The sequence below is a fragment of the Faecalitalea cylindroides genome, assembly GCF_028321995.1.
In the GTDB taxonomy this organism is placed as follows: Bacteria; Bacillota_I; Bacilli_A; order Erysipelotrichales; family Erysipelotrichaceae; genus Faecalitalea; species Faecalitalea cylindroides.
Map to the genome: position 1 here is coordinate 83272 of NZ_JAQLXG010000002.1, position 24524 is coordinate 107795.

Below are 24524 nucleotides of genomic sequence, written 5' to 3' on the forward strand. Positions count from 1 at the left end.
ATGATTAGTGACGATATACTTAAAGTATTATTGAATGAAGAACAAATTGAAAAAAGATGTGTAGAATTAGCAGAACAAATTGAATCGGATTATGAAAAACTACATGCAGTTCCTATTGTTGTAGGATTGTTAAAAGGAAGCGTTCCTTTTATGGCTGAATTAATCAAACGTTTTACATTTGATTGTGAGATTGATTTTATGTCTGTTAGTTCATATGATGGAACGGAATCAATTGGAGATGTTCGTATTGAAAAAGATATGGATATTTCTTGTAAAGGAAGACATATTCTAGTTGTAGAGGATATCGTGGATACAGGACGTACTTTACGTGAAGTTAAACAGATGTTCATGAATAAAGGGGCAACTGATGTCAAAATCGTTTCTTTGCTGGATAAACCAGAGCGAAGAGTTGTTGATATTAAAGCCGATTATGTTGGTTATACTGTACCAAATGAATTTGTTGTTGGTTATGGTTTGGATTATAACCAGAAATATCGCAATTTACCTTTTATTGGGATATTAAAACCAGAAATCTACGAGTAGGAGGAATATTAATGAAGAAATGGTTAAATTATTTACCAACCATCTTCATCATCACAATTGTGATGTCTTTGATTTTCTATAGTTCTCAAGGAACAACTGAACAAATGAACTATTCAAGATTCAAAGACGTAGCGGAACATGCGGAATTTGAAGATAGTACCTTAACGATCTCAACCACTATTATTCAGATCGAAGGAAGTTATAAAAAAGAAGGCAAAGATGCTATTTCTGGATTTAGGGTCATTGTACCAAATACAGAGGCGAACCTTGAGTGGTTAGAAACAACGTTGACAGAAGATGGCGGACGTTTAACAATCGCCGATCCAAATCAAAATAGTGTATGGATCAATTTGCTTGTGAATTTGATTCCATTCTTGATCATTGGCGTATTCTTCTATCTGATGTTCTCTAAGATGGGTGGTTCTGGCAGCAATAAAGCGTTTGAGTTTGCCAAATCAAAAGCACGTGTTGAATCAAATGTTAAAGTTCGATTTAAAGATGTTGCCGGTTGTGAAGAAGAAAAAGAAGAAGTTAAAGAAATCATTGACTATCTGCGTTCACCAAAGAAATTTACGGATATGGGTGCCCATATTCCTAAAGGTGTGTTGATGGTAGGCCCACCAGGAACAGGTAAAACATTGTTGGCGAAAGCTGTGGCCGGAGAAGCTAATGTTCCATTCTTCTCAATTTCAGGTAGTGATTTCGTAGAAATGTTTGTCGGAACAGGTGCCAGCCGAGTTCGTGATATGTTCAAAAACGCACAAAAGAGCGCTCCTTGTATTGTTTTTATTGATGAAATTGATGCAGTTGGTAGACAGCGTGGAGCTGGAATGGGTGGCGGAAACGATGAACGTGAGCAGACATTGAACCAGTTGCTGGTTGAAATGGATGGTATGACGGATAACAATGGTATCGTTATTATTGCCGCAACTAATAGACCAGATGTTCTAGACCCTGCATTATTGCGTAGTGGACGTTTTGATCGTCGCGTAACGGTTAACTTACCGGATATTAAGGGACGTGAAGAAATTCTTCAGGTTCATGCACGCAACAAAAAGCTTGCAAGCGATGTATCTTTAGAAAATCTGGCAAGACGTACACCTGGATTCTCAGGGGCTGATTTAGCAAACGTATTAAACGAAGGTGCTATTTTGGCAGTTCGTAATAAAGAAACGCAGATTACTATGAATGACTTAGATGAGGCCATCGATAGAGTTATGATGGGGCCAGCTAAAAAATCTAAGAAATACACAGAAAAAGATAAATTACTGGTTGCGTATCATGAAGCTGGTCATGCAGTAATTGGTTTAAAACTGGAAGATGCAGACATGGTACAGAAAGTAACGATCATTCCTCGTGGAGAAGCTGGTGGTTATAACTTGATGACTCCTAGAGAAGAAAAATACTTCCATCGTAAGAGTGAATTCCTTGCGAAAATCACTGGTTTATTGGGAGGACGTACTTCTGAGGAACTGGTATTTGGAGAAATCAGTGCCGGTGCGGTCAATGATATTGAACAATTGACAAAGATTGCTAAAAACATGGTTCGTGTTTATGGTATGTCAAGTTTAGGTCCAATTCAGTATGCAGATCCTCAGGGAAATGTATTCCTTGGACGTGATTATACACAAGGTGGTAATTATTCAAATGGTGTTGCAGCTGAAATCGATAAAGAAGTTCGTAAGATCATTGATGAATGTCATGAAAACTGCCGCAAGATCTTGGAAGAAAACAGAGATTTATTGGATTTGATTGCAAAATCATTAGTTGAACGAGAAACTTTAACAAATGAAGAAATCACAAATTTGATGAACTATGGTCAGATTACAAATCCAAATGAACCTGTTGAAGTTCAAGAGCCAAAAGAAGTTGAAGTGAAAGAACCTGTAGAAACAGAAGTTCCACCTAAACCTCCAGTTGGTGTTGAAAAACAAGATTTGGATGATGCTTTAAATGAATTAACAAAAAAGAAAGATTAAGACGCTAGGCGTCTTTTCTTTTGGAGGAGACAAATGAAAGATCAATTATGTAGAGCCCTGGTTTGCCAGGATAGAGTCCGTTTATATATTGTTAGAACGACAGATATGGTGCAGGAAGCAAGAAATCGTTTTGATTTGCATCCTTGTGCCTGTGCTGCTTTAGGAAGAACGCTGTCTGTAGGAAGTATCATGGGAAGCATGTTGAAATCAAATGAAGAAATGTTGAGTATTACGATCAATGGGCATGGACCTATTGGATCAATTATTGTGGATGCTTATCATGATGGAACGGTTCGCGGTTTTTGTTCCAATCCGCATGTAGAAGATGTGTTCTTAGATAAAGGTAAATTAAATGTGGGTGCCGTTGTTGGTAAAGATGGTACATTGACCGTGACAAAAGATCTAAACATGGAAGAAAACTTTTCAGGAACTGTAGAACTTGTATCTGGAGAAATTGGAGAAGATTTTGCGTATTATTTTACTTTATCTGAACAAATTCCAACCGCTGTTAGTGTTGGTGTTTTGATTGGTAAAGATGGCAATGTGCAAAGTGCTGGTGCCATGATCATACAGATGTTACCAGATGCAACCGAAGAAGATATCTTAATTTGTGAACATCTATTGCAAGGTTTAAAACCAATGTCTACTTTGATGTTGGATTATGATGATATGGAATTGAAAGATCTTGTGAATGACATGTTTGAAGATGCTAAGATCCTGGATACAAGTGATGTGCGCTATTCATGTCCATGTTCTAAGGAAAGAATGGCCAATGCCATCTCTACATTAAAGGATGAAGAAATTCAAGATATGATCGATAAGGATCATGGTTGTCACGTTACTTGTAATTTCTGTAATGAGCGATATGATTTTAGCGAAGAGGACCTAAGAAAAATACTGGAGTCAAGAAATGTTTAAAATTGGCGATGTGACAATCGATAATCCCATCGTAATAGCGCCTTTAGCTGGTATCAGCAATATTGCCTTTCGCGTAATTGCCAAAGAGTTTGGAGCAGGTCTTGTCTGCAATGAAATGGTAAGCGACAAAGCTTTATACTATGATTCAAAAAAGACATTTTCAATGTGTGATGTTGATCCCAATGAACATCCTGTAAGCTTTCAGTTATTTGGGCATGATATAGATACGGTCGTATATGCCGCAAAGTATCTTGATACCCAGACAAACTGCGATATTATTGATTTTAATATGGGTTGTCCAGTCAATAAAGTTATTAAAGCCAAAGCTGGAAGTTATTTAATGAAAGATATAGATTATGCCAAAGAACTGGTAAGTCATATCGTAGAAAATGTAAATAAGCCAGTTACTGTAAAGATGCGTATCGGGTTTGATAAAGATCATATTAACTGTGTTGAAATGGCTAAGGCCATGGAAGGTGTGGGCGTTAAAGCGGTTGCGGTACATGGACGAACAAGAAGTCAGATGTACGAAGGCAAAGCGGATTGGTCATATATCAAACAAGTCAAAGAAGCAGTTTCTATTCCAGTTATTGGGAATGGTGATGTGCGTAGTGTAGATGATTTCTTTCGCATGCAGAAAGAAACAGGCTGCGATGCAGTAATGATTGGAAGAGGCATTATTGGAAATCCTTTTTTGATTCAGGAATGCAAAGATGCTCTTTATAATGAACATCATACATATGATTTTAATGATCGAATTGAAATATGTTTGAAACATGCCAATGGATTGATCAAAAACAAAGGTGAGGTCATCGCCATCAAAGAAATGCGGGGATTGGCTTCCTGGTATTTAAAAGGATTACCGGGGTCACATTATTTTAAAAATGAATGTTCTAAGATTAATACATTAGATGATCTTAAAAATGTTTTGAACGAGTATAAAACAGAATATATGAAACGAATGGCAGAGTAAAATCTGCCTTTTTATATATTTTAATGAATTAAAGGAAATCTAATTATCAAAGATGTGTTAAAATATTTCTGATAAGAAAAAGGAGATATTCAAATGAAAATTCTTGTAGTTGGTAAAGGTGGTCGTGAGCACGCTTTGGCTAAAGCAGCTCATGCATCTAAATTATGTGATCAATTATATTGTGCACCTGGTAATCCAGGGATGGCAAAGATCGCGACTTGTTTAAATGTAAGTGATTCAGATATTGAAGGTTTGGTCAAAGCGGCTAAAGAAAATGAAATTGATCTAACGATCGTTGGTCCAGAAGCTACGCTTTCTTTAGAAATTGTTGATGCATTTGAAAAAGAAGGATTGAAGATTTTTGGTCCTACAAAAGCTGCAACTCAAGTGGAATCAAGTAAAGATTTTGCGAAGCAGATCATGGCAAAATACGATATTCCTACAGCAGCATATCAAACTTTTGATAATTATGAAGAAGCTTGGAAATATGTTGAATCTAAGGGGGCTCCAATCGTAATTAAAGAAGATGGTTTAAAAGCTGGTAAAGGTGTTACTGTTGCGATGGATCTTGACCAGGCTAATGAAGCGTTAAAGATTGCCTTTGATATTGAAAACAATCAAGTTGTGATTGAAGAGTATTTGGAAGGATTTGAGTTCTCATTGATTTGTCTTGTGCACAATGAGTTGGTAATTCCATTGGAAGTGGCACAAGATCACAAATGTGTTTTTGATGGAGATAAAGGACCAAACACAGGTGGTATGGGATCTTATAGCCCGGTAAAAAAAATCACTCCAGAAATCATTCAGGAAGCTTTAGATACAATTCTTTGTCCTATGGCTAAAGCTATGGTCAAAGAAAATGTTCCATTTACAGGATTCTTGTATGGTGGTTTGATGATGACAAAGGATGGAATCAAAACGATAGAATTCAATGCTCGTTTTGGTGATCCAGAAGCTGAAGTTATCCTGCCACGACTTGAAAGTGATTTTGTACAGGCTATTTTGGATGTTATGGATAATAAACCAGTAAAATTAAAATGGAGCGACAAAGTAAGTCATGGTGTTGTTCTAGCAAGTGAAGGCTATCCTGCAGGATCTACATCAGGAGCTATTATTGAGGGAGTAGATGATGTGGATGGTTTTGTATACCATATGGGAACAAAGGAAGTTGACGGAAATTTGGTAACTGCTGGAGGCCGTGTTTTGATGGTCGTAACACTTGAACCAACTCTAGAAGAAGCATTTGAACATACATATAACGAAATCAAGAAAATTCATTGTGATAAATTATTCTTTAGAACAGATATTGGTAGAAAGGATATGGATTAATTATGGCTAAAACAGATTTAGAAATCGCTCAAGAATGTGTGATGGAGCCTATTGAAGAGGTTGCCAAAAAAGTAGGGATCCAGCCAGATATGCTGGAAAACTACGGAAAGTATAAAGCTAAATTATCTTTTGATTTCTTACGTCAGATTGAAAACAATGAGCCAGGTAAGTTAATTCTGGTAACCGCAATCAATCCTACAAAAGCCGGAGAAGGAAAGAGTACAACAACAGTTGGATTAGGAGATGCCTTAAATCGCCTTGGCAAAAAAACGATGATGGCCTTACGTGAACCAAGTCTAGGTCCAGTTTTTGGTTTGAAAGGTGGAGCTACGGGCGGCGGTTATGCACAGGTTGTTCCAATGGAAGATATCAACCTTCATTTTACAGGTGATATGCATGCGATTACTACCGCAAACAATTTAGTAAGTGCAATTCTAGATAATCATTTACATCAAGGAAATGAATTAAATATCGATCCGGAAAAAATTACTTTCAAGCGTTGTTTGGATATGAATGATCGTACATTACGTAACATCAATATTGGACAGGGTCCTAAGGCAAATGGTGTAGAAAGAAACGATGGTTTCAACATTACTGTAGCAAGTGAAATTATGGCAGCTTTGTGTTTGGCAGATGATCTAATGGATCTAAAAAAACGTTTTGGTCAGATGTTAGTTGCTTATACATATGATGATAAACCTATATATGTGCATGATCTAGGTATTGAAGGTGCTTTGGCAATGGTCATGAAAGATGCTATTTTGCCAAATGTTGTGCAGACCTTAGAGCATAATCCTGTGTTGATCCATGGCGGCCCTTTTGCGAATATTGCTCATGGATGTAACTCTGTTATCGCAACGAAGGCTTGTCTACGTTTAGCTGATTACACAGTAACGGAAGCTGGATTTGGTGCAGATCTTGGTGCTGAAAAGTTCCTTGATATCAAATGCCGTTTAGCTAAATTGAATCCAAGTGCTGTTGTAATCGTTGCGACAATTCGTGCATTGAAGCAACATGGTGGAATTGAACTTGAAAATCTAAAAGAAGAAAATGTTGAAGCTATGTTGGCAGGATGCGAAAACTTGGCAAAACATATTGATACGATCAAACAATTTGGTCTTCCTTATATTGTTGCGATCAATGAATTCGCAACCGATACACCAAGTGAAATTGAAGCTTTAGAAAATTGGTGTAAAGAAAACGGACACCCAATGTCTTTGTCACAAGTATGGGCAAAAGGTGGTGAAGGAGCTATCGATTTAGCTCAGAAAGTTGTTTCACTATGTGATCAAGAGAATAATTTTGCGCCATTATATCCATTAGAAGACTCTATTGAAGAAAAAATTGAAACAATTGCCAAGAAAGTTTATGGAGCAGATGGTGTAGATTTCACAGATGAAGCAAAAGAACAAATCAAGAAATTTAATGAGTTAGGTTGGGATAAACTTCCTATCTGTATGGCAAAGACACAGATGTCTTTATCAGATGATGGAAAATTAATGGGTAGACCTACAGGTTTTAGAATTACCGTTCGTGAACTTCGCCCTAGCTTAGGAGCAGGATTTATCGTTGCCTTAACGGGTAAGGTATTAACAATGCCTGGTCTTCCAAAACATCCGTCTGCATTGGATATGGATATTGACCAAGACGGTAAAATTAAAGGTTTATTTTAAGCTCAAAAATGATATAATTAAAAGGCTTGAAAAAAGCCTTTTTTTGCAGGAGTGGTGGAACGGCAGACACGCTGTCTTCAGGCGGCAGTGCGAGCAATCGCGTGAGGGTTCAAATCCCTTCTCCTGCACCAAATGCCCAAAACTCCTTTATATAAAGGAGTTTTTTTCTTATGTCTTAATTAAGTGTAAGTTTTAGTGTTAGATAAATCATTTAACTACGATTCCTAATAGTTTTAAGAATGTCATGGCTTGCTGGGTGTTGATGATGATACCTTTTAACATATTTTCACTGACACCGATATTATTGATTTGGCATGTTGAAAAATCGATTTTATTTAAGTTTGTGTTAAAGAAGTCACTATCATCGAGTTGAACATTTTTGAATTCAATATCTTTGAAAGTGCATTGAATAAAGCCAGAATTTTCAAGGCTTGTATTTTCGTAGCGAACTTTTTTAAAAGAGGACATGCCATAGTCTGAATAAGCGTTATTACACGAATCAAATAGAGTGTTGTCTAACAAAGAATCGCTGATCTCAATTCCCATACAGCGACAGTTGATGAATTGAACACGATATAGACTGCATTTTAAAAAGTGAGTATTTTCAAATTCGCAGTGATCAAATACGATATCCAACAATTCAGCCTGTTCAAATTGAATATTTTGAAATGAAACATGATCAAATCGACAGGCATCAATCGTTATATTTTGATTTTCAATATTTTGTATGACGGTTTGTTCAAATTTGATATCTTGAATATAGTGGTCGTAAAAAATAGTAGGATCATTTTGATATGGATCCAAAATATTTGATATTTTAGGTAATTGAATCTTCATTTTGTTCATCTCCGGTATTATTAAATCATAAAGAAAGATCATGGTCGATAAATAATAAGACAAAATGATAGAAGTAAGCTATAATCAAATAAGATATTACTTGGAGGAAATTATGAAATTTTTTGATATTGATAAGAAGATATGGACATACATCATAGGGATCGCCATTCTTGTTGTATGTATATTAAATCTTGATAAAGTAGAACAAACAATTGGTGTTATTTGGAACGCTGTCAAGGTACTTGTATTTGGCGGTATGATAGCGTATGTTTTGAATTTGGTGATGAATCGAATAGAAAAACTTTTAGAAAAATCTAAAAATAAGTTTGTTCTTAAAATAAAAAGAGTAATTAGTTTATTAGCCTCCCTATGTTGTGTAGCTTTGATTATTTATTTTGTCTTGGCTATTGTGATACCAACTCTAGGACAAGCTGGCCAGGTACTTATCGATGTATTGCCTCAATATTTTAATGATACTATTAAATTTTTGTCGAATCTTTTTGAAAATAATCCACATATTGTAGAAATGATAAATGGATTAGAAATCAATTGGAAAGAAATGATTGATCAAACTTTATCTTTTTTAGGGAATGGATTAGGAAATGTATTAGGATCTACATTCAATATGGTCAATATTGTAGTTAACTCGGTTTTCAATACAATTCTTTCAATCATTTTTGCGATTTACGTTTTACTAGATAAAGAACGTTTTATAAGGCTTTATCATCGATTAGGTGATTTATATTTGGGAAAAGACAGAAAAGATAAGTTGACTTCTGCATTAAAAATTATAAATCAGTCATTTGGATCATTTATTGGTGGACAATGTATAGAAGCAACGATCTTAGGAACTCTATGTGCAACAGGAATGTATTTATTAAACATGCCATATCCATTGATGATTGGTGTGCTAGTTGGCTTGATTAATATCATTCCGATGATTGGAGCCTATATTGGTGGAGCAATTGGTATGTTTATGGTTTTTACTGTAGATCCAATGATGTCTTTAGGATTCCTTGTATATTTATGTATTCTTCAACAGTTTGAAAGTAACGTAATATATCCTAGAGTTGTAGGCAGCAGTGTAGGTTTACCAGGGATTTACGTAATGATGACAGTGGTTGTTTTCGGTTCTTTGGCAGGTATACCTGGAATGTTCTTAGGAATTCCTACAGTTGCCAGTATCTATAAGCTGGCTAAGATCCATATTCAGAATAAAGAAAAAGAACTTGAAACTAAGAAATTAGAAAGTAAAACTTCTGTTAAAAATTAGTCAGTGTATCATAGTAAATGATATAATGTTTCCGTATAAGAGGAGACGAATATGATTAAATGTTTGGCGTTTGATTTAGATGGAACTTTATTAATGGATGATAAAACGATGGATCCAAGAACAGTGGATTCCATCAAACAGGCAATGGCTAAAGGTATACAGATCGTTATTGCCAGTGGTCGTGATAAAAATGGATGTCGTTTTGTGTATGAGCCTCTAGGACTGGAAGAAGGTAACAACTATTTGGCATTGGTAAACGGACAGATCATTTATGATTTTAAAAATAAAGAATATGATTTAGATGATGTTTTGATGCCAGAAGATGGAATCAAGATCCAACAAATCTGTAAGAAATTTGATGTAGAGGGTATCTTCTGTTGCGGCTATGATTTCTACAGTTATCTTTCTACAATGAATCGTTTGAAAAAGAAAATAAAAGAAGTTGTTGCGGGAAAACCAATGGACTATGGATTGAAGTCAGGTGGAAAATATCGAAACTTTATAAATCTTCCTTATGAAGAAGTTCGTTTGACGCAGGATATCAACAAAGTTATCATGGTTCATTCAGAGAAGTTCTTTAAACAAAATTTAGATGCACTAAAAGAAGCTTTAAGTGATTATGATGTTTTGATGGTCGGTCCAGCTTGGATGGAAATCATGCCAAAGGGTGTATCTAAGGCAAGTGCTTTAGAAAAAATTGCCGCTAAAAATGGATATACGATGAATGAAGTCATGGCATTTGGAGATGCGGAAAACGATATTCAAATGTTAAAAAGAGCCGGAGTCGGTGTAGCTATGGGGAATGCCATGGATGAAGTAAAAGAAATAGCTGATATCATTACAGATACAAATTTAAATAATGGGATCGGTAAGATCATTGATAAAATGGTACTGGGCAAATAAATAGACGTATACTGAATAATGTTCTATGATTAGATTAACAAATGGAGGAACTAATTATGAAAATTGTAAATACTCAAGAATTTAATGAATTAATGAACGAAAAAGCAGTATTGGTAGATTTCTTTGCCACTTGGTGTGGACCATGTAAAATGTTAAGTCCAGTATTAGAAGGTGTTGCCGAAAAAATGAAAGACAAGGTAACGATCGTTAAGGTCGATGTAGACAGAAGTCCAGATTTGGCTGCAAAATTTGGTGTCATGAGTGTACCAACAATGATTATGTTTAAAAATGGTCGTCAGGTAGATGCTTTCTCTGGATACATGCCAGAAGCAAATTTAATGGCTAATATCGAAAGAAATTTATAAAAAATTAACAGCTCGATGTAGTTTTACTGCACTGAGCTGTTTTTTGATGAGAAATTGAGGAGGGGTTTTCATGAATAGTATTTATGATCGTTGCAGTATTAGAAAATTTAAACAGGAATCTCTGAAAAAATCGGAAATCGATAAAATCTTGAGAGCAGCTTTTTGTGCACCAAGTGCTCGAAATGCACAGCCATGGTTTTTTATAGTGACAGAAGATAAAGAAAAACTTAAAGAATTGAGTGAGTTTTCTCCTTATGCAAAATTATTGGCAGATGCTGCTTTGGGTATCGTTGTCTGTGCTGATACAGATTGTAATCCAAGTTTAGACTATTGTCAGCAGGACTGTGCAGCGGCTACTCAAAATATGTTAATAGAAGCCAAAGAATTAAATATTGGATCTTGTTGGTTAGGTGGATATCCCAATGAAGATCGTGTTCAGACACTAAAAATGTATTTTAAATTACCTCAAAATATTGTACCATTATGGATGGTTGCGTTTGGTTATCCAGACCAGAAACAAGAACCAAAAGATAAATTTAAGGAGAGTAAGATACGATATGAATAGTCAACTTGAAATCATCGTTTGTCAAAATCAAGAGATGTTAAAGGAAGTCGCGGATTGTGCCAATGAAATATGGCATGAATATTTTCCTTTTCTTTTGAGTAAAGATCAGATAGATTATATGGTCGATAAATTTCAGAGCTTTAAGGCAATGGACGAACAGACTCGACACGATCATTATAAATACTATCAAGTTCATAAAGCTGGTGAAATGATTGGATATATAGGTCTAAAATTTGAACCGGATCGTTTGTTTTTGTCAAAACTGTATTTAAAAAAAGAAGCTAGAGGAAAACACTATGCTTCAGATATGTTGGAATATATTTTTGAAATTGCCAAAAGACAATGTTATCAAAGTGTATATTTGACATGCAATAAACATAATTCCAATAGTCTTGCGGTATATGAAAAAAAAGGATTTAAAAAGATCGATGAAGATGTAACGGATATAGGAAATGGATATGTTATGGACGATTACATCTACGAATACACATTATAGGCTGCTAATTTAGGCGGTCTTTTTAATAAAAGAAAAGCCATCAAAAGATGGCTTTAAATGTTGGTGTCGATCAAGATAAAATTATCAGGAATATCCTTGGCATCGGCGTTGATCTGGTTGTCGCTGAATATGGCTTCAAAATCATCTGTAGAAATGAAGCTGCAGAATCCAGTTACATTAAATTTAGATGAGTCAGCCAATAAGTAACTTTTCTTGGCAAGAGACATAGCTTTTTGTTTAATGGCCATCGTATCCATTTCAACTGTATAAACAAGTTTTCTTTTTAGATCGATTCCGGCACAACCTATAAAGGCATAATCAAAGTTGAAACGCTCAAGTCCGCTTAGGGTCAAAGGACCAGTACACATGGCAAATTCAGGGATGAGTTTTCCTCCTATGCAGAAAAGTTCGGCATTGTAATCTTGAAAGTTTGAAACTATCAACTTGCTATGGGTGACGATCTTGATTTTTTTGCCTTCCAGGTATTTTAACATTGCTACAATGCTTGTGCCTCCATCTAAAAAGATGCAGCTTCCATCTTCAACAATAGAGGCGGCTCTTCTGGCTACTGCATTTTTTTCTTTAGAACTAAACAGCATATGATCCTTCATGGTTTTTTCATTACGATCTGAAAGAATATTTCTGTATTGAATGCTTTTGGCTCCTCCGTGAACACGAATGATCAAATTTTTCTTGCTTAATTCATCACAATCACGGCGAATTGTTGTTTCGGTAACATTTAATTTCTGTGCCAGTTCTCTAGTAGAAATGAAGCCTCTTGAGTTAGTGATTTCTACGATCTTGGCATATCTCTCATCTGTAATCATGATTTTTCTCCTAATGTATAATACTAGTATAACTTAACAATATGATAAATTACAAAATAACCCGAACTTTTTTTATGAATTTTGATAAAATGAAAGTAACAAAAAGGAGATATATCATGACAAAAAAATTAATCAGTCCGGCTAAGTACATCCAAGGACCCGGAGAATTAAAGAAACTTGGAGAACATGTAGGCGCAATGGGAAAGAAGGCTTTGATCCTGATTAGTCAGGGAGGCTATAAACGAATCGGAAAGATAGTAGAAGATAGCTTTAAGGAAACTAGTTGCGAAATACTCTTTGATTATTTTAATGGAGAGTGTTCAAAGAATGAAATCAACCGTCTAGTTCAATTGGCAGATGATAATAATTGTGATATGGTCATTGGAATTGGCGGTGGAAAGATCTTTGATACTGCCAAGGCAGTAGCTCATTATATAAAAAGTCCTGTAGTTATCTGTCCAACAATTGCCAGTACAGATGCACCATGCTCAGCATTATCTGTTATTTATTCAGATGAAGGTGTGTTTGAAGAATACTTCTTTTTACCAAAGAATCCCGATGTTGTGTTAGTAGATACGCAAGTCATTGCCGATTCACCGGTTCGATTAACTGTTGCAGGAATTGGAGATGCTTTAGCTACCTATTTTGAAGCACGTGCCTGCGTGCAAAGCCAGGCTACAACTTGTGCAGGTGGAACTGCAACCAATGCAGCGTATGCATTAGCTAAATTATGTTTTGAAACTTTGATGGAAGAAGGCGTAAAAGCTAAGGTTGCTCTAGAGGCAAAAGCTTTAACCCCGGCGGTCGAAAAAATCATTGAAGCAAATACCTTATTATCTGGAATAGGATTTGAAAGCTGTGGTTTAGCTGGAGCACATGCTATTCATAATGGATTTACCGTATTGGAAGAATGTCATTCTATGTACCATGGAGAAAAAGTTGCTTTCGGCACGATCGTACAGTTGGTTTTAGAAAATGTACCGGCTGAAGAACTTGAGGAAATCATAGAATTCTGTATTGAAGTTGGATTGCCAGTTACCTTAAAGCAGCTGGGAATCGAAGAAGTGACAAAAGAAAAGATCATGGCGGTGGCAAAGGCTGCCTGCGATCCTTCGGATACACTTCATAATATGCCTTTTGAAGTAACACCAGAATCCACATATGCGGCTATTATGGCAGCCGATGCCTATGGTCGTTATTATCTAGGTGAATAGTTGCACATAGTGCAACTTTTTTTCTTCTAAAAAGTATAAAATCAGTCTGTGTGCTATAATAGTACAGTCAAAGGAGGCATAGATCATGGAACAAGATTCATTATTTCAAATTAAAGAAGATATTCGTCCCTTGGCTGATCGTATGCGTCCTGAAACACTGGAAGAATATGTAGGTCAACATCAACTGGTTGAAAAAGGTAAGTTGTTATGGCAGATGATCGAAAATGATCAAGTTACTTCTATGATTTTCTGGGGCCCTCCAGGAGTGGGTAAAACAACTTTGGCAAGAATTATCGCACATCAGACAGAAAGTTATTTTGTTGATTTTTCCGCTGTCACCAGTGGAATCAAGGAAATCAAAGAAGTCATGAAACAAGCCGATCAAAGAAAAGTTCTGGGACAAAAGACAATTTTGTTTGTCGATGAAATTCATCGCTTTAATAAGGCTCAGCAAGATGCATTTTTGCCTTATGTCGAAAAAGGCAGCATCATCTTGATCGGTGCAACAACAGAAAATCCAAGTTTTGAAATCAATAGTGCCCTTTTATCTAGATGTCGTGTATTTGTGTTAAACGCTTTAGAACAAAAAGATTTAGAGGATCTAATCGTTCGTGCTATATCTAGTTCAAAAGGTCTAGGGAATCTAAGGATCGATATTTCACAGGAAGATATTGAGGCAATCGCAGCTTTTTCAGGCGGAGATGCTCGCTTTTGTTTAAATACATTGGAAATGGTGGTCTATAATTCTCCATCCGATGTAAATGGGATCCATGTATCCAAAGAGATCTTGAAACAATGTCTTCAAAAAAGGTCTCTATTATACGATAAAAAAGGGGAAGAGCATTACAATATTATTTCGGCTCTTCATAAGAGCATGCGCAATTCGGATGTGCAGGCTTCAATTTACTGGCTGGCAAGAATGTTGGAAGCTGGGGAAGATCCTTTATATGTTGCCAGAAGAATTGTGCGATTTGCCAGTGAAGACATTGGCATGGCTGATTCAAGAGCGCTTGAAATATGCGTGGCTGCTTATCAAGCCTGTCATTATTTAGGGATGCCAGAATGTAATGTGCATTTGACGCATGCTGTTACATATTGCGCACTGGCACCTAAATCAAATTCCTTGGAGGTTGCCTACTTAAGCGCAAAAGAAGATGCGATCAAAACTTTGCAGGAACCCGTTCCTTTACAAATACGAAATGCACCTACAAAATTAATGAAAGAATTAAATTATGGAAAAGATTATGAGTATTCTCATGATTATAAATATCATATGACAGATATGGTTTGTATGCCGGATGGATTGGTCGATCGTCAATACTATAAACCAAGCGATCAAGGTTCTGAAGTAAAAGTAAAAAATCGTATGGACTATATCAATGCGATCAAGGCGCAACTTAGAAAGAGCAGGAGAAAGAAATGAAAATTGCGATACATTCATTAAAAGATACGCAGGAATTTGCCCAAAAAATGGCAAATCTTTGTAAAGATAAACAAATCGTTATCACTTTAGATGGAGATCTTGGTGCAGGAAAGACTACCTGGACAAAAAGTTTTGGGAAGGCTTTAGGTGTTAAAGATGTAATAAATTCTCCAACGTTTACGATCCTTAAATCGTATACGATGGAAAATGGAAAACCTTTGCATCATATTGATGCATATCGTTTAGAGGGTGTGAGCCAGGATTTAGGCTTTGAAGAATGTTTTGATGAAGGAATCAGCGTAGTAGAATGGGCAGATTTCATCAAGGAACAACTTCCAAAAGATCATATTTCTATTTCAATTGAAGAAGGAATTGATGAAGAAAGAATGATCACAATGGTTTCTACAGGACCATTATCATCATCTATATTGGAGGGATATCATGATTAGTTTATGTATGGACAGCGCCTATAAGAATTTGATCCTGGGTGTGTATAAAGATAAAGAATTGTTGGCAGGCGTATCTATTGAAGCGTTTAAAAAACAAAGTGAAACAATTTTTGTTGAGTTAAATCGAATTTTAGAAGAAGCTAAACTGGATTATGCCGATATTGACCGTGTTGTGATCACAGATGGTCCAGGATCTTATACTGGAATTCGTATTGCGATGACCATTGCCAAAGTATTGTGTACAACGATGCATAAAGAGCTGTATTGTATTTCAACGATGCAGCTATACGCTGGAAAAGAGCCGATGGCCAATGTGATCTTAGATGCTCGCAGTAAACGAGCTTATGTTGCTCATTGTGAAAATGGAAAGATCATTGGACAAACAACAATATTAAATGTGGAAGAATTAGATGATTTTTTAAACAGTTGTCCAGGAACTTTATTTGGAGACGGGTATTTAATTGGAAAAGAAACAAAACAACCCGATTATCTAAAGAATTTTATTGAATTGGAGGATATGTATCGCAAAGTTGATAATATACATGCCTTGGTTCCACAATATCTAAAAGAAAGTGATGCATATAAAGTATGATCGAAATCATGCGAAAAGAAGATCTTGCACAAATTGTGGACTTAGAAAAAAAGTGTTTTAATGATGCATGGAACTTAGAACAGGTTGAAAATGAACTGGAAGTAAATCCTTTCAGCAACGGTTATATGCTCAAAGAAAATGACAAAGTCGTTGCTTATGCATTTATGTGGGAAACATTTGAAATGGCACAGATTGCCAGGATTGGTGTAGATCCAGATCAAAGAAAAAAACACTATGGACAAAAAATGATGGAAGAATTATTTGAAAAGGCAAGATCAGGTGGATGTGAGTATATGAGTCTTGAAGTAAGAGAGTCAAACACAGCTGCTATAAAATTGTATGAAAAATTAGGCTTTGTAACAGTAAATGTTTCAAAAGGCTATTATTCAGATAATGAAAATGCCATTGTTATGACAAGAGCATTATAGGAGGATGTCTTATGATCATATTAGGAATAGAGAGCAGTTGCGATGAAACGGCAGTTGCGATAGTAAAAGATAAAAAAGAAGTATTATCATCGATCGTTGCTTCACAGATTGATGTGCATAAAGAATTTGGAGGAGTTGTCCCAGAAGTGGCCAGCCGTATTCATGTGGAAAATATTTCTTATTGTATTGAGCAGGCTTTAGCGCAGGCCAATGTGACTATGGATATGGTGGATGCCATAGCAGTAACGAAAGGGCCAGGATTGATCGGCTGCCTTCATGTAGGAGTGCAGGCTGCAAAGACTTTAGCGTTTGCCTATCATAAACCTTTGGTACCTGTTCATCATCTAGCAGCTCATATTTATGCCAATGAATTGGTGGTAGATATGAAATATCCTGTATTGGCTTTAGTCGTTTCTGGAGGTAATACAGAGTTAGTGTATATGAAAAATGAAACAAGCTTTGAAATCTTAGGACAGACGCAGGACGATGCGATTGGTGAAGCCTATGATAAAGTAGCTCGTGTATTAGGATTGGGTTATCCTGGCGGGCCAAAGATCGATAAACTAGCAAGAGAAGGAAAAAATGTATATACATTGGCAAAACCTAAGACACAAGGTAAATACGATTTTAGCTTTTCTGGTTTAAAGAGCAGTGTATTGCAGTTTGTTAAGCGTATGGAAAGAACCAATCAGACATTTGATATGGCAGATTTAGCTTGTTCTTTCCAGGAATGCGCATTAGATGAAATATTTAGTCGTATTAAAGTATGCTTAGATGATCATCCAGATATTCGTCATTTTGTAGTTGGTGGTGGTGTGTCTGCAAACTCTCGTTTAAGAGAAAGAATTGAAGAGTTAAAAGAACAATATCCAAATATCACTTTTACGGTTCCGCCAATGTATTGTTGCACAGATAATGCCAGCATGATTGCAGTGGCAGGAACAATTGCCTATGAATCTGGAAGACGTGCCGGTGCAGATCTTACGGCAGATGCAGGTTGGGAGATTCAGTAATGAATCGAATTCGTCTATTTGATTCTTTGGATGTTGAATCTATTTATGATATATACGCATATTATGTGAAGAATAGCACTGCTATTTTTGATCTAGCACCCATGGATAAAGAAGTATTTAAAAATAAGATGTTGGATACATCTGAAGAATATCCTTTTTATGTGGCTGAACACGATGGTGAATTAATAGGATATGCCTATGTCCATAAGGCATTTACAAAAGAAGCATATCGATTCTGTGTAGAACTCTCTATTTATTTTAAAAAGGGTAATCATTATGGCATGGCCGACGCATTAGTAAAGAAAGTTGAAGAGGCTTGTATTCAAAAAGGATATAAATGGATCATTGCCTGTATCACAGATACCAATACTACAAGTATTAATTTTCATTTAAAACATGGTTATGTGAAAACAGGAAGTTTACAAAATTGTGGTTATAAATGGAATCAATGGCATGGTGTGAACTGGTTATGTAAAGATTTGATGTCTATGAATATTGAATCGTATTATAAAGCCAGTAGTGCGATCGTTGATGGAGATGTCAAAATAGCTAAAGATGTTAGTGTTTGGCATGGAGCGGTGATTCGAGCTGATTCTGCTTCTGTTGAAATTGATGAAGGCACCAATGTTCAAGATATGGCTTTGATTCATGTTGATAAAGATCATCCAGTAAAAATTGGCAAACGAGTTACGATAGGGCATAAGGCAATTGTCCATGGAGCTACAATTGAGGATGATGTATTGATTGGCATGTCAGCCTTGGTCATGAATGGGGCTGTGATTAAAAAAGGAAGCATAGTTGGAGCTGGAGCTCTTGTTAAAGAAAACATGATTGTTCCAGAGGGTAGTGTTGTAGTAGGCATGCCTGCAAAAGTCATAAAACAAACAAATTCGGATCAAATTCAGATGATCAAAGAAAATGCTGATCATTATATAGAACTAGCGAAACAATCATTAAATAAAGTATAGAAGGTTCTCAAGTGAGGATCTTTTTAGTTTATTCTATTAAAATAAAAGGGTATAATGAGAACAATTATCAAAGGAAGCGAAGGTGATAAAATGGAAAATATTTTAAACTATGTTCGTTTGCGTCAGGATATTTCTTTTCAGATGAGTCCTTTTAATGTGATAGATGCTTTGATATTAAGTGATCTAGCTTATGTAGATTGGAATAATATCGTAAAAGATGAAAAAGTTGATCTTCAACGAGCATGTAGGCAATATTTTAAGATGCATACTCCAGAAGAAATACAGCGAAAATATGTATTTTCAAATAATGTTCCTAACTTGGCTAAAGAAGTTTCTCGTTCAAATCGTTTTAAAGACATCTCCTTGATGAAATATAGGGAGGATTTTGATGAAGAAAAGAACATTCAGTTTTCTGTTGTTACATTTGTATTGCCAGATGAAACTTTATTTATTTCTTATCGTGGAACAGATGGAAGTATTACAGGTTGGAAAGAAAATATGCAGATGACTTATATGAGTCATTTACCATGCCAGAAAATGGCTGCTGAGTATGCTGAAGAAATTATTGATGGTATTGAAGAAAAAAGTTTCTGGTTTGGGTTTGTGCATAAAAAAGTATATCCAAAGATTTATTTGGCAGGACATTCCAAGGGCGGTAATCTTGCGATGTATGCGGCTTTGTTTGGTAAGGGTATTCAAGAACATATTACTTCTGTTTTTGCCTTTGATGCTCCAGGATTTAGACTAGATGTTTGGAATTCTATTAAAGATCGATCAATTTTAGAGAAGATCACGAATTATAAACCAAAAGATTCAATCATAGGATGTTTACTGGAACATCAGGAAACCGCAAAGATCGTTGATGCTACAGACTTTGGCTTAACGCAGCATGATGCGTTTAGTTGGAGCATTGGTCCAAAGGACTTTAATTATGTTCAATCATTAACTAAACAAAGTGAAGAAGCTCTAGCTTACATAGACAAGATCTTAATGAGCAAAGAGGATGTTGATAAGAAAATGTATATAGATTTAATTTTTTCAGTGATTGATAAATTTGATGTAAAACAATTGTCTGATTTTAATGACATTGGGATTCGGAAAGGCATTTCGGGAATTCTGGAATTAAGGCAATTATCTGGAGAAGAAATCAAATTCTTATTTGAAGTGATTTCATTTTTACGATCTCAAACGTCATCATTATTAAAACAGGCAAAGAAATAAAGGAGAAGATAGAATATGAAAATAGGATGGATTGGTGCGGGAATCATGGGTAGTCCAATGATAATGCATTTGATTGATCGTCAATATGAAGTGCATGTTTATGCAAGGCATGCAGAAAAAATCAAACCGGTATTGGATAAAGGCGCCATTTTAGAAAAAGAAATAAAAAATCTAGTACAGGAATGTGATGTAATCTGTACCATGGTTGGATTTCCATCAGATGTAAAAGAAGTGTATGAGGAAATATTTAAATGGGTCGATGCAGGGAAAGTGTGTATCGATTTTACAACTTCATCTCCTAAATTGGCTGAAGAATTGAATGCTCTAGGAATCCAGAAACAGGTAGATATTTTAGATGCACCGGTTACTGGTGGTGATGTAGGTGCTAAAAAGGGAACTCTTACTGTATTGGTTGGTGGAAAAGAAGAAGTTTATGAAGAAATGAAACCAATTTTTGAATCGTTTGGAAAAGATATTTACTATTGTGGAAAAGCTGGAAATGGACAATATGTCAAGATTGCCAATCAAATCATGATTGCCAATAACTTACAAGGAATCTGTGAAGCATATCAATATCTTTCAGATATGTCTGTTGATGAAAATATGATTATTTCCTGTTTAAAAAATGGAGCTGCCGGAAGCAGACAATTGGATCTAAATGGTCAAAAGATGTTTGATGGAGATTATGCTCCAGGATTTTATGTAAAACATTTTATTAAAGATCTAAAAATTGCAACAAGTGAATCAAAGGTTCCTTTAACGGGTGTAAAGACTGTTATCAATGAATATCTAGATCTTGTCGATAGAGGATATAGTGAAAAAGGAACGCAGTGTTTGATCGAATATTTTAAATAAAGAAGCTATAGTGAGTAAGTAATTTTTTAAATTAAGGGAACCAAAAATTATTTAGGACTTTAGCGAAATAATAATGGTAATTTGGAGTCTGAGAATTTCGTTAAAATTTGAAAAGACAAAAAGAGATATAGAACTGTAGATTTATATGCTATAGGAATACATCTCTTTTTTTTATTAGGTACACTTTTTCTATGTTGATCAACATATTTAGATTGGACAATGCATCAAACTTATTCTCATAATCTTGTTTGTTGAACTCGATGTATTTTTCTTTCAGATTGCGAAGTCTCTTAAAATTAGTATCCAAATTCAGGAACGTTTTTCGATGGTAAAGGTGTTAACGTTTACAGCAAGTATATTATGATGATAACGCTTTATCGAATGATTTATGTCACCATGTTTCTTATTATTGCTTGAGTACTTTTATATAGGCGTGATTTGAGAAATGATGAACTTGATGACATGAAAACTGTCCAATGTTGTAACTGGATATCCTCAGAAGTTTTAAGATAGATCTTATAGACATTGGAAATGACACCTTTAACATTTAATCTTTCTTTCATAGAAATGGACGAAAAAATAGTCTTCAATGATTGAACATAACAATTATGAACGATATAGATAATCTTACTAGAGGAAAAATCCATGGTGATGAAAGCATATTTGTCTTTGTTATCGATATTGAGATATATCCTATCTAAAGATATATGGGCTATTCGAAGTATGAGACTGCTTTTAAGTAAAAGATATCAATAATCAAAGTAGAGTTTATAATATCAATTTGCAAAATTTGGTTGAAAAATTTTTTAGAAAGGAACCATTAATTAAGTAATAGCTGTCCTTTATGTTATATTTACAAATTATATTTTAAACCAATTTTTGCGGAACACTATTTTTTCATACGCCAGATACGGAAGGGAAACCTTTTTTAGCTAGCGATTGTCTAACATGAGCCGTGTTAATAAATTGGAGGTTAAGCGAACAAATTTTATGAAAAAATAATGAAAACGCTTGTAATAAGATTTCTTATGAGTATAATAGGTTATGTAAGGAAATATAATGATATATAATCATTAAGAAAGGAAAAACATTATGAGAAAAGAACATGCAGCACAAATCGAAAATGCAATTCAGGCTTTGAAGGCCAGAGGAGAAGTTAACGAAGTATATTTCGTTGCTTGTGGTGGGTCTCAGGCTGTATTGATGGCAGGACAGTATTTATTTGATCGTGAATCTAATGTACCTAGCCACGTTTATACAGCGAATGAGTTTGTTTACGACACACCTAAAAATTTATGCGAAAGATCTTTGGTGATTTCTTGCTCACATGCTGGAAATACACCAGAAACAATTGCAGCAACAAAACTAGCTAGAGAAAAAGGAGCTATGACGATTGCTTTATCTAATCTTGAAGGATCTGAACTTTGGGAAGCAGCAGAATTTCCTGTTCACTATGATTGGGGTAAAGATGTTAGCGATTCTGACAAAAACAAAGGAATCTTATACGGCTTGTTATTCAATTTATTGAATGTATTAGCCCCAAATGCTAAATGGGATATTTGCTTAAAAGAACTTGAAAAACTAACAGAACTTAGTGAAGAAACAAAAGCTCAATATGCTACTCAGGCTAAGGAATGGGCTAAAGCTCAAAAACGTGATCCTATCATTTATACAATTGGTAGTGGTATCAACTATGGTGAGGTTTATTCAACAGCTATGTGCTGGTTCATGGAAATGCAGTGGATCAATTCAGGATGCATCCATTCTGGTGAATATTTCCATGGCCCATTTGAAATTACTGATTACGATGTTCCATTTATGCTTGTTAAGAGCATTGGAAATACACGCCATTTAGATCAACGTGTAGAGGACTTTGCATCTAAATTCACTGATAAATTATTGGTTTTAGATCAGAAAGATCTTCATTTAGAAAATGTTGCACCAGAAGCTAAACAATATGTAGCAGCAATTCTTTCGGGTGTAGTAATTCGATTGTTTGTTGAAGCAATTGCTTTTGAAAGAGGACATTCTCTAGATGTTCGCCGTTACATGTGGCAGATGGAATACTAAAAAGAGGGAATGTACATGTCACTGGATTTAGTTATCTTTGATGTTGATGGTCTGATGCTAGATACTGAGAGAATTTGGCAAGAAGTATGGAGAGATGTAGCTAGAGATTATGTTTTAGAGGATGTAGGAGCTTCTCTTTTCATGAAGGTCGTTGGCTATAGTGGGGATACTGTAAGAGAAATTCTACAAAAAGAATTACAGGGGCATTGTACACCAGATGAATTTTTACAGACAGCACGAAAAGAGGGGTTGGAAAGATTAAAAACACAGTTAAAGGTCAAGCCAGGTGTTTATGACATTCTCTCCTTTCTAAAACAAAAAAAGATCAAGACTGCTGTTGCTACATCGACCTCTCGTTTATTAACAGAAGAAAGATTAAAACGTGTTGGACTGTATGATGAATTTAGTTGTATATGTTGTGGAGATGAGGTTAGGAACAAAAAACCCTCTCCCGACATATATTTGGAAGTTTTAAGAAAAACAGGCATAAACAATCAGCGTGCTTTAGTATTTGAGGATTCAAAGGTTGGGATTACAGCAGCTTATCGTGCCAATATTCCTTGCATCATGGTGCCTGATTTAATAGAACCTGAGCCAGAGCAAATCAAAATGGTCAAACAGGTTCTTCCTAGTTTAAAGCTTGCAGTACCGATTATTGAAAAAATGATTGAGCAATAGAGAAGGGTGAAGATTATGGGTGATGCTTTCGATATTTTGATGGTTACACATGCTGAATTATCTAAAGGATATTTTAGCGCAATGAAACTGATTTTAGATATCAATAATGAGGATATGGAAACTGTTTCATTTGAAGCAGGAGAGGCTCTTGATACTTTTTCAGAGAAACTAGCTGAAATTATTGAGAAAAAATATAAGGATAGAAAGATAATTATCCTTTTAGATCTTCCTGGTGGAACTCCAGCGAACATGGCACTCCCATTTTTATCAGCTTCTAGAAAATTGGTTGCTGGTATCAATCTGCCGTTTGTTCTAGAATTGATGATCGCGAAAAAGAATGGAACTTCGTGGGAAGAGCTAGATCTGGAAAATATGATTGAGAATGCGAAAAGCAGTATGGTATTCTATAATAAACTTTTAAAAACGGAGGAAATGTTATGATTAAACTAGTTCGTGTCGATCATCGTTTATTGCATGGTCAAGTTATTTTTTCATGGACAAAACAAATGTCTGTAAATTATATCATCGTTGCCGATGATAAAGTACCAAATGATCCTATCAGTGTGGTGGCTTTAAATATTGCCAAACCAGTAGATTGTGAATTAAGCATTATCCCTTTTTCACAGTTAAAAGAATTGGTTGAAGAGAAACAAAACAAAAATATTATGATTCTTGTAAAAGGACCTGAAGAAGCATTGAGACTGATAGAAGAATTACCGGAAGTTACTGAAATCAACTATGGTGGAGTGGCTAAAAAATCAGATTCCAAACAATATGGAAAAGCAATTTTCTTAAATCCACAGGAATTAAAAGCAACTCAGGAAATCATCGCAAAAGGGAAAAAAGTATATATTCAGATGGTTCCTACATCTCAAATAGAAAGTGCAGACTTCAGTAAATAATAAATATTCAAAATGATAGAAAGGAAGGGA

The 24524-nt window shown here is 35.4% G+C and carries 26 protein-coding genes and 1 tRNA gene; 25 read left to right on the forward strand and 2 right to left on the reverse strand.

The features are described 5' to 3' along the window. From hpt to PND65_RS01765, 7 genes are all read left to right on the forward strand, one after another. Entirely contained in the window at positions 1–543 is a 543-nt protein-coding gene (gene hpt / locus PND65_RS01735; RefSeq protein ID WP_015535126.1) for a hypoxanthine phosphoribosyltransferase, read from the forward strand. A gap of 11 nt (positions 544–554) precedes the next feature. Continuing rightward, entirely contained in the window at positions 555–2522 is a 1968-nt protein-coding gene (ftsH, locus tag PND65_RS01740) for an ATP-dependent zinc metalloprotease FtsH (RefSeq protein WP_271990389.1), read from the forward strand. Between the two features lie 33 nt (positions 2523–2555). Further along, the gene (hslO, locus tag PND65_RS01745; protein WP_271990391.1) at positions 2556–3440 is read left to right on the forward strand and encodes an Hsp33 family molecular chaperone HslO; all 885 of its coding nucleotides are present in this window, start codon (positions 2556–2558) and stop codon (positions 3438–3440) included. Beyond that, complete coding sequence (gene dusB / locus PND65_RS01750; RefSeq protein ID WP_015535129.1) at positions 3433–4413, forward strand: tRNA dihydrouridine synthase DusB; 981 nt, start codon at positions 3433–3435, stop codon at positions 4411–4413. The genes hslO and dusB overlap by 8 nt, the downstream gene beginning before the upstream one ends. A gap of 93 nt (positions 4414–4506) precedes the next feature. Continuing rightward, a complete protein-coding gene (purD, locus tag PND65_RS01755) occupies positions 4507–5742 on the forward strand; it encodes a phosphoribosylamine--glycine ligase (RefSeq protein ID WP_271990393.1) in 1236 nt (411 codons plus the stop codon). A gap of 2 nt (positions 5743–5744) precedes the next feature. Further along, a complete protein-coding gene (locus tag PND65_RS01760) occupies positions 5745–7415 on the forward strand; it encodes a formate--tetrahydrofolate ligase (RefSeq protein WP_087319702.1) in 1671 nt (556 codons plus the stop codon). Between the two features lie 45 nt (positions 7416–7460). After that, positions 7461–7546: transfer RNA gene (locus PND65_RS01765), tRNA-Leu, on the forward strand. A 76-nt stretch (positions 7547–7622) separates the two neighbouring features. Here PND65_RS01765 and PND65_RS01770 read toward each other — a convergent pair. Continuing rightward, a complete protein-coding gene (locus PND65_RS01770) occupies positions 7623–8252 on the reverse strand; it encodes a pentapeptide repeat-containing protein (RefSeq protein WP_271990396.1) in 630 nt (209 codons plus the stop codon). A 112-nt stretch (positions 8253–8364) separates the two neighbouring features. On the opposite strand from PND65_RS01770, the gene PND65_RS01775 reads away from it, so the two are divergent. The 5 genes from PND65_RS01775 to PND65_RS01795 all read left to right on the forward strand — a co-directional run bounded on the left by PND65_RS01775 (position 8365) and on the right by PND65_RS01795 (position 11854). Further along, entirely contained in the window at positions 8365–9525 is a 1161-nt protein-coding gene (locus PND65_RS01775) for an AI-2E family transporter (RefSeq protein ID WP_015535132.1), read from the forward strand. A 51-nt stretch (positions 9526–9576) separates the two neighbouring features. Beyond that, positions 9577–10428, forward strand: coding sequence for a Cof-type HAD-IIB family hydrolase (locus PND65_RS01780; RefSeq protein ID WP_022356636.1), 852 nt, complete (start codon positions 9577–9579; stop codon positions 10426–10428). A gap of 56 nt (positions 10429–10484) precedes the next feature. Further along, the gene (gene trxA / locus PND65_RS01785; RefSeq protein WP_015535134.1) at positions 10485–10793 is read left to right on the forward strand and encodes a thioredoxin; all 309 of its coding nucleotides are present in this window, start codon (positions 10485–10487) and stop codon (positions 10791–10793) included. A gap of 70 nt (positions 10794–10863) precedes the next feature. Then, complete coding sequence (locus PND65_RS01790; protein WP_271990399.1) at positions 10864–11358, forward strand: nitroreductase family protein; 495 nt, start codon at positions 10864–10866, stop codon at positions 11356–11358. Then, the gene (locus PND65_RS01795) at positions 11351–11854 is read left to right on the forward strand and encodes a GNAT family N-acetyltransferase (RefSeq protein WP_271990402.1); all 504 of its coding nucleotides are present in this window, start codon (positions 11351–11353) and stop codon (positions 11852–11854) included. The genes PND65_RS01790 and PND65_RS01795 overlap by 8 nt, the downstream gene beginning before the upstream one ends. Positions 11855–11907: 53 nt before the next feature. Here the strand turns inward: PND65_RS01795 and PND65_RS01800 are convergent, their stop codons facing one another. Continuing rightward, positions 11908–12681: a DeoR/GlpR family DNA-binding transcription regulator gene (locus tag PND65_RS01800; RefSeq protein WP_035401659.1), complete on the reverse strand. Its 774-nt coding sequence runs from the start codon at positions 12679–12681 to the stop codon at positions 11908–11910. A 116-nt stretch (positions 12682–12797) separates the two neighbouring features. Between PND65_RS01800 and PND65_RS01805 the strand changes: the two genes are divergently transcribed. The 13 genes from PND65_RS01805 (at position 12798) to PND65_RS01865 (ending at position 24494) form a co-directional block, all read left to right on the forward strand. Beyond that, on the forward strand, positions 12798–13895 hold the full coding sequence (locus PND65_RS01805; protein WP_271990404.1) for a glycerol dehydrogenase: 1098 nt from the start codon (positions 12798–12800) through the stop codon (positions 13893–13895). 85 nt (positions 13896–13980) lie between these two features. Beyond that, the gene (locus tag PND65_RS01810; RefSeq protein WP_271990406.1) at positions 13981–15318 is read left to right on the forward strand and encodes a replication-associated recombination protein A; all 1338 of its coding nucleotides are present in this window, start codon (positions 13981–13983) and stop codon (positions 15316–15318) included. Then, on the forward strand, positions 15315–15767 hold the full coding sequence (gene tsaE / locus PND65_RS01815; RefSeq protein ID WP_015535140.1) for a tRNA (adenosine(37)-N6)-threonylcarbamoyltransferase complex ATPase subunit type 1 TsaE: 453 nt from the start codon (positions 15315–15317) through the stop codon (positions 15765–15767). The genes PND65_RS01810 and tsaE overlap by 4 nt, the downstream gene beginning before the upstream one ends. Then, positions 15760–16359: a tRNA (adenosine(37)-N6)-threonylcarbamoyltransferase complex dimerization subunit type 1 TsaB gene (gene tsaB / locus PND65_RS01820; protein ID WP_015535141.1), complete on the forward strand. Its 600-nt coding sequence runs from the start codon at positions 15760–15762 to the stop codon at positions 16357–16359. The genes tsaE and tsaB overlap by 8 nt, the downstream gene beginning before the upstream one ends. Further along, complete coding sequence (gene rimI, locus PND65_RS01825; protein WP_087158277.1) at positions 16356–16787, forward strand: ribosomal protein S18-alanine N-acetyltransferase; 432 nt, start codon at positions 16356–16358, stop codon at positions 16785–16787. Before tsaB ends, rimI begins: the two co-directional genes overlap by 4 nt. 11 nt (positions 16788–16798) lie before the next feature. Further along, positions 16799–17800 (forward strand): tRNA (adenosine(37)-N6)-threonylcarbamoyltransferase complex transferase subunit TsaD, encoded by a 1002-nt coding sequence (gene tsaD, locus PND65_RS01830; RefSeq protein ID WP_015535143.1) that lies wholly within the window; start codon positions 16799–16801, stop codon positions 17798–17800. Beyond that, positions 17800–18768 (forward strand): GNAT family N-acetyltransferase, encoded by a 969-nt coding sequence (locus PND65_RS01835; RefSeq protein WP_271990409.1) that lies wholly within the window; start codon positions 17800–17802, stop codon positions 18766–18768. Before tsaD ends, PND65_RS01835 begins: the two co-directional genes overlap by 1 nt. Before the next feature lie 54 nt (positions 18769–18822). After that, positions 18823–19989: an Mbeg1-like protein gene (locus PND65_RS01840; protein WP_271990411.1), complete on the forward strand. Its 1167-nt coding sequence runs from the start codon at positions 18823–18825 to the stop codon at positions 19987–19989. A gap of 15 nt (positions 19990–20004) precedes the next feature. Then, positions 20005–20844, forward strand: coding sequence for an NAD(P)-dependent oxidoreductase (locus tag PND65_RS01845; RefSeq protein ID WP_015535148.1), 840 nt, complete (start codon positions 20005–20007; stop codon positions 20842–20844). Between the two features lie 1092 nt (positions 20845–21936). Beyond that, complete coding sequence (locus tag PND65_RS01850; RefSeq protein ID WP_271994311.1) at positions 21937–22914, forward strand: SIS domain-containing protein; 978 nt, start codon at positions 21937–21939, stop codon at positions 22912–22914. Between the two features lie 15 nt (positions 22915–22929). Further along, positions 22930–23592 carry an HAD family hydrolase gene (locus tag PND65_RS01855; RefSeq protein WP_271990415.1) on the forward strand — a complete coding sequence of 221 codons (663 nt, stop codon included), beginning with the start codon at positions 22930–22932 and terminating at the stop codon, positions 23590–23592. A gap of 15 nt (positions 23593–23607) precedes the next feature. Beyond that, on the forward strand, positions 23608–24033 hold the full coding sequence (locus PND65_RS01860) for a PTS sugar transporter subunit IIA (protein ID WP_271990417.1): 426 nt from the start codon (positions 23608–23610) through the stop codon (positions 24031–24033). Continuing rightward, positions 24030–24494 (forward strand): PTS sugar transporter subunit IIB, encoded by a 465-nt coding sequence (locus PND65_RS01865; RefSeq protein ID WP_271994314.1) that lies wholly within the window; start codon positions 24030–24032, stop codon positions 24492–24494. The genes PND65_RS01860 and PND65_RS01865 overlap by 4 nt, the downstream gene beginning before the upstream one ends. Positions 24495–24524: the final 30 nt, after the last annotated feature.

Coding starts and splice junctions, on each gene's coding strand:
- hpt (WP_015535126.1), top strand. CDS start 1: ATGATTAGTGACGATATACTTAAAGTATTATTGAATGAAGAACAAATT.
- ftsH (WP_271990389.1), top strand. CDS start 555: ATGAAGAAATGGTTAAATTATTTACCAACCATCTTCATCATCACAATT.
- hslO (WP_271990391.1), top strand. CDS start 2,556: ATGAAAGATCAATTATGTAGAGCCCTGGTTTGCCAGGATAGAGTCCGT.
- dusB (WP_015535129.1), top strand. CDS start 3,433: ATGTTTAAAATTGGCGATGTGACAATCGATAATCCCATCGTAATAGCG.
- purD (WP_271990393.1), top strand. CDS start 4,507: ATGAAAATTCTTGTAGTTGGTAAAGGTGGTCGTGAGCACGCTTTGGCT.
- PND65_RS01760 (WP_087319702.1), top strand. CDS start 5,745: ATGGCTAAAACAGATTTAGAAATCGCTCAAGAATGTGTGATGGAGCCT.
- PND65_RS01770 (WP_271990396.1), bottom strand. CDS start 8,252: ATGAAGATTCAATTACCTAAAATATCAAATATTTTGGATCCATATCAA.
- PND65_RS01775 (WP_015535132.1), top strand. CDS start 8,365: ATGAAATTTTTTGATATTGATAAGAAGATATGGACATACATCATAGGG.
- PND65_RS01780 (WP_022356636.1), top strand. CDS start 9,577: ATGATTAAATGTTTGGCGTTTGATTTAGATGGAACTTTATTAATGGAT.
- trxA (WP_015535134.1), top strand. CDS start 10,485: ATGAAAATTGTAAATACTCAAGAATTTAATGAATTAATGAACGAAAAA.
- PND65_RS01790 (WP_271990399.1), top strand. CDS start 10,864: ATGAATAGTATTTATGATCGTTGCAGTATTAGAAAATTTAAACAGGAA.
- PND65_RS01795 (WP_271990402.1), top strand. CDS start 11,351: ATGAATAGTCAACTTGAAATCATCGTTTGTCAAAATCAAGAGATGTTA.
- PND65_RS01800 (WP_035401659.1), bottom strand. CDS start 12,681: ATGATTACAGATGAGAGATATGCCAAGATCGTAGAAATCACTAACTCA.
- PND65_RS01805 (WP_271990404.1), top strand. CDS start 12,798: ATGACAAAAAAATTAATCAGTCCGGCTAAGTACATCCAAGGACCCGGA.
- PND65_RS01810 (WP_271990406.1), top strand. CDS start 13,981: ATGGAACAAGATTCATTATTTCAAATTAAAGAAGATATTCGTCCCTTG.
- tsaE (WP_015535140.1), top strand. CDS start 15,315: ATGAAAATTGCGATACATTCATTAAAAGATACGCAGGAATTTGCCCAA.
- tsaB (WP_015535141.1), top strand. CDS start 15,760: ATGATTAGTTTATGTATGGACAGCGCCTATAAGAATTTGATCCTGGGT.
- rimI (WP_087158277.1), top strand. CDS start 16,356: ATGATCGAAATCATGCGAAAAGAAGATCTTGCACAAATTGTGGACTTA.
- tsaD (WP_015535143.1), top strand. CDS start 16,799: ATGATCATATTAGGAATAGAGAGCAGTTGCGATGAAACGGCAGTTGCG.
- PND65_RS01835 (WP_271990409.1), top strand. CDS start 17,800: ATGAATCGAATTCGTCTATTTGATTCTTTGGATGTTGAATCTATTTAT.
- PND65_RS01840 (WP_271990411.1), top strand. CDS start 18,823: ATGAGAACAATTATCAAAGGAAGCGAAGGTGATAAAATGGAAAATATT.
- PND65_RS01845 (WP_015535148.1), top strand. CDS start 20,005: ATGAAAATAGGATGGATTGGTGCGGGAATCATGGGTAGTCCAATGATA.
- PND65_RS01850 (WP_271994311.1), top strand. CDS start 21,937: ATGAGAAAAGAACATGCAGCACAAATCGAAAATGCAATTCAGGCTTTG.
- PND65_RS01855 (WP_271990415.1), top strand. CDS start 22,930: ATGTCACTGGATTTAGTTATCTTTGATGTTGATGGTCTGATGCTAGAT.
- PND65_RS01860 (WP_271990417.1), top strand. CDS start 23,608: ATGGGTGATGCTTTCGATATTTTGATGGTTACACATGCTGAATTATCT.
- PND65_RS01865 (WP_271994314.1), top strand. CDS start 24,030: ATGATTAAACTAGTTCGTGTCGATCATCGTTTATTGCATGGTCAAGTT.